General features: G+C 62.8%; 6 protein-coding genes. 2 read left to right on the top strand and 4 right to left on the bottom strand.

From position 1 onward, the window contains the following. The first annotated feature begins 49 nt into the window (after window positions 1-49). Complete coding sequence (locus tag QZ307_RS09565) at window positions 50-889, top strand: deoxyribonuclease IV (RefSeq protein WP_295999247.1); 840 nt, start codon at window positions 50-52, stop codon at window positions 887-889. A gap of 5 nt (window positions 890-894) precedes the next feature. On the opposite strand, the gene QZ307_RS09560 is transcribed toward QZ307_RS09565, so the two are convergent. Continuing rightward, window positions 895-1,617, bottom strand: a complete 723-nt coding sequence (locus QZ307_RS09560) for a hemolysin III family protein (protein WP_295999232.1) — start codon at window positions 1,615-1,617, stop codon at window positions 895-897. A gap of 278 nt (window positions 1,618-1,895) precedes the next feature. Between QZ307_RS09560 and QZ307_RS09555 the strand changes: the two genes are divergently transcribed. Next, a complete protein-coding gene (locus QZ307_RS09555; protein ID WP_295999229.1) occupies window positions 1,896-3,794 on the top strand; it encodes an FAD-binding protein in 1,899 nt (632 codons plus the stop codon). A gap of 119 nt (window positions 3,795-3,913) precedes the next feature. Here the strand turns inward: QZ307_RS09555 and QZ307_RS09550 are convergent, their stop codons facing one another. From QZ307_RS09550 to QZ307_RS09540, 3 genes are all read right to left on the bottom strand, one after another. Further along, window positions 3,914-5,539: a helix-turn-helix transcriptional regulator gene (locus QZ307_RS09550; RefSeq protein WP_295999226.1), complete on the bottom strand. Its 1,626-nt coding sequence runs from the start codon at window positions 5,537-5,539 to the stop codon at window positions 3,914-3,916. Next, the gene (locus QZ307_RS09545; RefSeq protein ID WP_295999223.1) at window positions 5,529-6,371 is read right to left on the bottom strand and encodes an epoxyqueuosine reductase QueH; all 843 of its coding nucleotides are present in this window, start codon (window positions 6,369-6,371) and stop codon (window positions 5,529-5,531) included. The genes QZ307_RS09550 and QZ307_RS09545 overlap by 11 nt, the downstream gene beginning before the upstream one ends. A 279-nt stretch (window positions 6,372-6,650) precedes the next feature. Continuing rightward, on the bottom strand, window positions 6,651-6,995 hold a 345-nt coding region (locus QZ307_RS09540), incomplete at its 5' end, for a ferritin (protein ID WP_295999220.1).

Genomic DNA, 6,995 nt, shown 5'->3' with positions numbered 1-6,995 from the left:
CGTTGTCGTATACTGGCCACTGCTGTTTTTCGTCGTTGAAAGGATTGCCATGTTCACCATCGGATGCCACCTGTCCAGCGCCAAGGGCTATCTGAAAATGGCGAAGGACGCGGTGTCCATTGACGGCAACACTTTCCAGTTCTTCACGCGCAATCCGCGTGGCGGGAAGGCCAAGGCCATCGATCCGGTGGATATAGCTTCCTTTCACGAGTACGCCAACGAGCACGGCATTGCCACGTTCCTAGCCCACGCTCCCTACACCATGAACCCTGCGGCGGCGAAGCCGGAAACGCGCCAGTTCGCCATCGAGCTGCTTACCGATGATCTCATGCGCATGGAGAACACCCCGGGTCAGTTGTACAACATGCATCCCGGCTGCCATGTGGGTCAAGGTGCGGAGAAGGGCATTGAGCTCATTGCCGACGCGCTCAACCAGGTCATGACCCCGGACCAAACCACCACGGTGCTCTTGGAAACCATGGCGGGGAAGGGCTCGGAAGTGGGCGGTCGCTTCGAGGAGCTGGCGGCCATTATCGAGCGCGTGGATCAGGCGGACAAAATGGGCGTGTGTTTGGACACCTGCCATGTATGGGAGGGTGGCTACGACATTGTCGGCAACCTTGATGGCGTGCTTGAGGAGTTCGATCGCATTGTGGGCCTCGATCGCCTGCGCGCCATTCACCTCAACGATTCCAAGAATCCTCTTGCCGCGCACAAGGATCGTCACGAGGCCATTGGCGAAGGGCACATCGGCTTCGAGGCCCTCGCGGCGGTGACGAACCATCCGGCCTTGCGTGACCTGCCCTTTTTCCTGGAAACGCCCCAGGACAATTTGGACGGGTGGGCAGCGGAAATCGCCGCCCTGCGCGCCGCTCATCAGGAAGGGTAGGCGCCCTAAATCACAAAGAAGTACACGCTGAAGAACTGCAGGCAGCTGCCGGCTAAAACGAACAGGTGAAACACCGAGTGCAAGTACTTCACCTTCTTGAAGATGTAGAACACGGCGCCCACGGTGTAGCAGATGCCGCCCGCAGCCAGCAGCCAGAACCCCACAGGGTTCATCACCGCAAACAGCGTGGGCAAAAACACCACAATGGACCAGCCCAGAGCCACGTAAAGCACCGCGGAAATCCAGCGCGGACGGAAGGTCCAGAACGCTTCGAAGGCAATGCCCAGAAGCGCCACGCCCCACACGAACGCGGCGAGCCATACGCCGCCATAGGGCGCCAGGGTAACCAGGCAGTAGGGCGTGTAGGTGCCGGCAATAAGCAGGTAAATACCCGAATGGTCGAGCACCTTGAACACGCGCTTGGCGCCCTCGATGGCAATGGCGTGGTAAAGCGTGGACATGAGGTACTCCAGCAGCAGGGCGATGCCGAACACGAGGCCCGCCAAAAGCAGCATGCCGCCGCCGTCGGCCACCGACTTCACAATGAGCAGCACCAACGCCGCCACGGCCAGGCCCGCTCCTACGCCGTGGGTGACGGCGTTGAAGATTTCCTCGCCCACCGAGTACTCGCGCACGCGGCGCTTCGCCATGCCCACGGGGCACGGCTTGGCCGCCGCCGCAGCGGCGTTGGGGGAGAGTTCGGGATGCTTGAGTGGGACGGCCTTCATGGATCCTCCTTGGAATAGGTGGTAGGGGCATCATAGCCCACCGAGAAGCCCCTGGGGGTTCCAAGATGAAAACAGTGGCGAAAGAACGCGTTGAGCTAATCGCAGAAAATGCCTACTGAACAGGAAGTTTATCCTAAATACCCCCTTTTGGGTTATGGGTTCTACCCACCTTGGGTGAGGTGCGAAAGGGCGTCTTCCTCCTATGATCGGTGCCGTGCTCGGAAAGGCGAAAGTGCTCCGAGACACCCACTGAGGATCAGGTATTAAAGGAGGAAATCGTGGGAGAGATTAAGAACAACGGGGTATCGCGCCGCAGCTTTCTACAGGGCATGGGCCTGGCCGGGGCGGCCGCTCTGGCTGCCGGCGTAGCGACGGGCTGCAGCTCGCAGCCCTCATCGAGCGATCTGGCGGAGACCGGCGAGCAGAGCGCCGCAGGCGCCGCCACGCCGGGCTACGCAAGCACCGAGGACTGGCTGGGTGAGGCCCCGCAAATTGCTGACGATGAGATCGTCGAGACCATCGACTGTGACGTCGTGGTGTGCGGCGGCGGCCATGCGGGCATTCAGGCGGCTTTGGCAGCGGCCGAAGGCGGCGCGTCCGTTGTGGTTATCGAGCAGTCGCCCGAGGAGAGCCGTAAGGTAAAGGGCGAGGACATTGGCCATGTGAACTCGCAGTTCCTGATCGAGCGCGGGTTCGGTCCCTACGACGAGGGCGAGATCGTGCAGGAGTTCTGCCTGCGCGCCGGCGGCCGCGTGAACACCGAGGTGGTGCGCAAGTTCGTGGCGAACTCCGGTGAGATGTTCGACCATGCGGCGTCGCTGGTCAACTGGCCCGACGATCGCATCAAGTTGGTGTCCGACGCCGATCCGGCCATCAGTCCTATCGACGACTCCATGATCTGCATCCACCAGTCCGGTCTGTCCCTTGACGGCAACGTGGAGTACCCGCTGTACCGCGGCGGCTTCAAGACCTGGCCCTGCGTCGTGCAGTTCATGGGTCCCATTCAGCATCAGCCCGTGGACGGCGTGGCGGCGCTCTCGCGTCTCGATGAGTTCCAGCAGTTCTCCATCCTGGAGGGCAAGGACCTGGGCGCCACGTGGCGCTGCGGCGAGAAGGCCATGGTGCTCACCCAGGACGAGAGCGGTGCGGTAACCGGCGTTATTGCCGAGGGGGCCAACGGCTACGTGAAGTACAACGCGGCCAAGGGCGTCATCCTCTGCACGGGCGACTTCGCCGCCAACACCGACATGACCTGGAACCTGCTGACCGAGTACCGCGAGTACAACGAGCGCATGGGCCTGGATGCCTCCTCGCTTCAGGGCCAGTCCGACTGCAGCGGCGAAGGCCACAAGATGGGCTGCTGGGCCGGCGGCTTCATCGAGGCCGGTCCGCGCGGTGCCATGAGCTTCGGCGGCGGCGCCTCGGGCCCCTGGGGGTCGAGCCCCTTCCTGTGGCTGAACTCCAAGGGCGAGCGCTTTATGAACGAGGCCGCCATTTGCGACTCCATGGCCATTGCTGTGCGCCAGCCCCTGGGCGGCTTCACGCTGGTCACCGATGCCAACTACGAGGAGACCCTGAAGAATTCTTCGCTCGACCACGGCTGCGCCAACTTCGGTCGCCCCGACTACTACACCGAACTGGTGGAGGACATGGCCGCAGTGCCGGTAGACGATCCCGAGGGCGGTGCCGTGCGTATGTGCACGGTGGCCGAGCGCATGCCTTCCCAGGTCTACGCCGCCAGCACCCTTGATCAGCTGGCCGGCATGCTGGGCTACGAGGGCGAGACCAAGGAGGCCTTCCTGGCCAGCATCGAGCGCTATAACGAGCTGTGCGAAGCGGGCTCCGACAAGGACTTCGGCAAGGACGCCGTGCTTATGACCCCCATCAAGGAGCCGCCCTTCTACGGATGCGGCAGCGCGGCCCCCGGCGGCTTCGGCGGCAACAGCGGCACCCTGGGCGTGAGCCTGGTGACGCTGACGGGCCTGGTGACCAACGGTGACTTGCAGGTGGTGGACAAGGACTACAACGTCATCCCCAACCTGTATGCGGCCGGCAACACCCTGGGTGGTCGTTACGGCATGCAGTACACCACGCCCTTCGCCGGCAACTCCGTCGGTATGGCCATGACCCATGGTCGCGTGGCTGGCAAGCTCATCACCGGTCAGGAAGTGCTGTAGCAATTTCCCTCGAAGGCGCGTCCGCTGAATCCCTCCCCAGGCGGCGCGCCTTCCCTTATTATGTAGCGCCCGTCAAGTTCGGTCCCTCCCTCCGACTTGACGGGCGTTGTGCGTTGCGGCTAGGAGGCGGTGTCCTCGTCGGTGGTTTCCACCAGATCGAGCAGCTCGCTGCGGGAATGGACCCCGAGCTTCTCGTAGATGTGCCGCACATGCACCTTCACCGTTTCGCGCGAAAGGAAAAGCGTGTCGGCAATATATGCGGCGGTGCGGCCTCGCGCGAGCAGCGTCAGAACATCCATTTCGCGCGGTGAAAGATTGCCGCGCTTCTGAAGCTGAAAGCATCGGGCGGTGAGAGGGTCGAGGACGGGTTGGGAAGCGGCGGGGGTGCCAGGTGTGGTCGATTCGCTGGCGGGGATGCCCGGTTCGCTTACGGGCGCGACGGCGGCTCCTTGGGCGTTGCCGCGGAAGGCAAGCAACGCGAAGAGCACCAGGTACGCCACGAACAGGCCGAGCGATACGGCCGTCTTCGCCTCGTGGCTTAAGGCGGTGCTGGACAGAGCCGCCGCCCCGAAGCACAGGGAACTTGCGAAAAGCGCTGCTCCGCACTGGCCTACGGTAGTGTTCAGGCATACGGTCAGACGATGAGGTCCGAAGTGGGTTACGCTGGTGTCGCCCTGGCCCTTTGCCAACGATGACGGGGCGTCCGTCGCAGGGGAACCAGGGTCCTGCCAGCATAAAAGCCAGCTCGTCAGAATGGCGAAGAAGGCAAAGCCAATGCCGGTCATAAGGCCGAACAGCATGCCGATCACCAAATCAGGCGTAAGGGGAATAAAGCAGGGGAGGGAGGGCAGTGCCGCCATCACGGGGCAAAGGCCGACGAGCATCTTGCGGAGCTTTTCGGGCTGGGGGCTTATGAGCGCCACCGCGGTCAAAATGGCGGCACAGGCCATGACCCCGAGAAAGGCCCCGCGATTCAGGGTGCCGGCAAACGCGAAGGAGAAATCTTCCATAAGGCCACCGCAGCTGAAACCTAAGACGGCAGCGCAGACGCACAGGCCGCTTGCGGCAGGGAGAAGCCCCTGCGCACCTCCTGCGACCGGTGCGGGTGCCGAGGCGGCGGTGTCTCCGAGGGGCTCATTCAACATGCCGTCTGCTGCGTTGACTCGGCTGCGCTTAGAGCGACTGATACCCATCGTGACGGCCCACGACCCTACGACCGACAGAGCGCTCATGACTATCATGAGGGGCGTTTGCGAGAAGGTGAAGCAGGCTATCGAAATGAGTGCGGCGCTGCCGAAGGCGATGCTCAGCACCATAAGTTGCTCAAGGGCGGATAAGCGTCCCATGCACCCATGCCACCAAAAAAGAAAAAGAACGCTTCCGCAGCCATAGGCTATGCCAGAGAGCAGAAAGCACAGGCTGTAGCCCTCGCCAGGAGCAAAGAGCCCAATGAGAGCGAAGGCCAGGGCGATAGCCCAAAACACCGTGACAGCCCCTAGGGGAGGGCGTTCGACGAGGGCTTGCAAAGGCCGCACCAGCGTCGTGGCGGCGCCCAGGGCGAAAAGGGCTATGCCGGCTCCTGCCATGAGGGTCGTGGTGCCGTCGGAGCGCCCAAGTTCGATCAGAGGCCCAAGAATCGAGGCGCCCGAGGAGATGCAGAAGGCCGTAGGGCCCGTGAGAAAGAGCGCAAGGGCAGTGGCGTAGAGAGCCAACGTGGGCCAGGGCAGTGCTTTGCTACTGGTCATCGGTGCCTCCGTCCCGCTTCTCCCTCATCGCCTTCAGGATGGCGCGCTTTTTCGCCTGCTTGTCGGCGTAGGCTTGCTTCTCGGCACGATGGCGGGCGCGCTCGGCTTCGGCGGCGGCGCGCTCTTCGGCATGGTCCGTGGCTTCAGCTTCGCGGGCCGCCCGACGGGCAGCCTTGCGCTCCTCGCGCTCGGCTTCGGCCTCGGCATCCGAGAAGCGGCAGCCACAATAGTTCTGACGGTACATGCCGCCCTCGCGGGAGCGGCGGGTGGCCTCGTCGTAGAAGGGGCGGTAGTCCTCGAAGTGCGCGGTCAGTCCTTCGGCGGCCGCAGCGCGCTCCAGTTCCTCGCGGATGACTTGCGTGTATTGGTAGGGGCTGACGGAAAGCGTGGTGCCCAAGGTGTCGTAGCCGTGCTCCCGGGCATAGCGGGCCGCCTCCTCGAAGCGCAGGCGATAGCAGGCGCGGCAGCGTGCCTCGCGGGCCGCCGCAGCTTCGGAGTCTGCTGGAATGCTAGGTGCATGTGCGGCTGTTTCGTCTTCTGCGGCATGGGGGTCAGGGCCGTGCACCATGCCGAAGCGCTCAAACGCGGCGTCGCCCACGCGACCGGCCGTTGCTTCCCAGGCGTCTGCATCGTAGGTACCCTCGATCACCGGCACCTCTTCGCCTTCGGCCCATTCGCGCAGGGTTTCCAGGCGATGGGCGTACTCATCGGCTGGGTGGATGTTCGAGTTCGCATAGTAGATGACCGGATCGAAGTCCTCTTCGCGCAGCAGGCGCACGGGCTCAAGGGAGCACGGCCCGCAGCAGGCATGGAGGAGAATCCTCGTTGGCATAGGTATCCGCCTCCTTGCTTAATTCGGGCTGATTCTGTCAAAAACTCTCGATATGATGCAGAGCGTAATCCCTTTGGGGGTTGTTGCTGCATCATATCGAAAACTTTTGGCAGAGCTCAGGGGATTTGAGCTTGCATCGCGTTCGGATGTTAAGAAAAATGCATCATTTCGCTGAGTTTTGGCAAAAGCGCGCTCCATAAGTTGGAGACGCTTGGGGTGGAACAAGGCGCGAGCCAGCCGCAATACCGGCTGGCTCGCGTAGCAGTACAGGGGCAGTGGTTACTCGGCAGCCAGCGGGCTCGGCACGGTGTAGGTGCGGGTGGCGCACTCGCGATCCAGGTCGTACAGACCCTTGGGGTCGCCGCCGAACAGCTTCATGTTGGTGATCATGGTGTCGGCGTTGTCCTCTTCCTCCAGCTGCTCGTCGATGAACCAGCCCAGGAACTTCTGAGCGCGGTAATCGTGAGCTTCCAGAGCAGCGGCATAGATGTCGTTGATGAGCGACGTCACGTACTTCTCGTGCTCCATGGCAGCCTCCAGCGGCTCCAGGAAGTTGGCGAACACCTTGTCAGGCTGCTCGATGGCCAGCAGCTTCACCTTCTCGCCGTTCTCGTGCAGGTAGTT

Origin of the sequence: uncultured Adlercreutzia sp. (assembly GCA_910585575.1) — a bacterium.
Taxonomy (GTDB): domain Bacteria; phylum Actinomycetota; class Coriobacteriia; order Coriobacteriales; family Eggerthellaceae; genus Adlercreutzia.
This window is presented reverse-complemented; position numbering and strand designations above follow the sequence as displayed.